The following is a 409-nucleotide window of genomic DNA, read 5'->3' as shown; positions in this document are numbered from 1 at the left end:
GGAGCGGGCGCTGCCGGTTCTGCCACCGGCGGTGCCTCAGGCGATACCGGCTCAGACGCCGTAACGGCTTCAGGTTCAGGTTTAGTTTCTGGTTCAGGCTCAGCAACCGGTTCAGTACGCACCGGCTCCGGTATGACGGAGGGCTCAGGTTCTGCTACCAGCGCCGGCAGCGTCAGCTCCAGCGTGTCGCGCAGGCAGGCAAGGGCGTCATCGCGCGTGCGCGCCAGCGGATCCACAAAGCCCCAGAAGGTGATCACCGGTTTAGCGTCAACCAGATAGACATATTGCTGATCGGGAAACTGAAAGCTTTTGCCCAGCAGCGCACCAAACAGACGCAGCGCCGGCTTGTCCGCCGCGCGCGCGCGTTCGCTCAGCGCCTGCAGCGCCTGCTGGTACTGCGTCAGCAGCT

General features: G+C 64.3%; 1 pseudogene. It reads right to left on the bottom strand.

The features are described 5' to 3' along the window. Positions 1-409 (bottom strand): annotated as a pseudogene (locus HA43_RS18540) (SrfA family protein); the annotation flags it as partial.

Source organism: Pantoea eucrina, from assembly GCF_002095385.1.
Lineage (GTDB): Bacteria > Pseudomonadota > Gammaproteobacteria > Enterobacterales > Enterobacteriaceae > Pantoea > Pantoea eucrina.
Note: the sequence above shows the minus strand (reverse complement) of the source record. Positions and strands in the feature narration are given on the sequence as shown.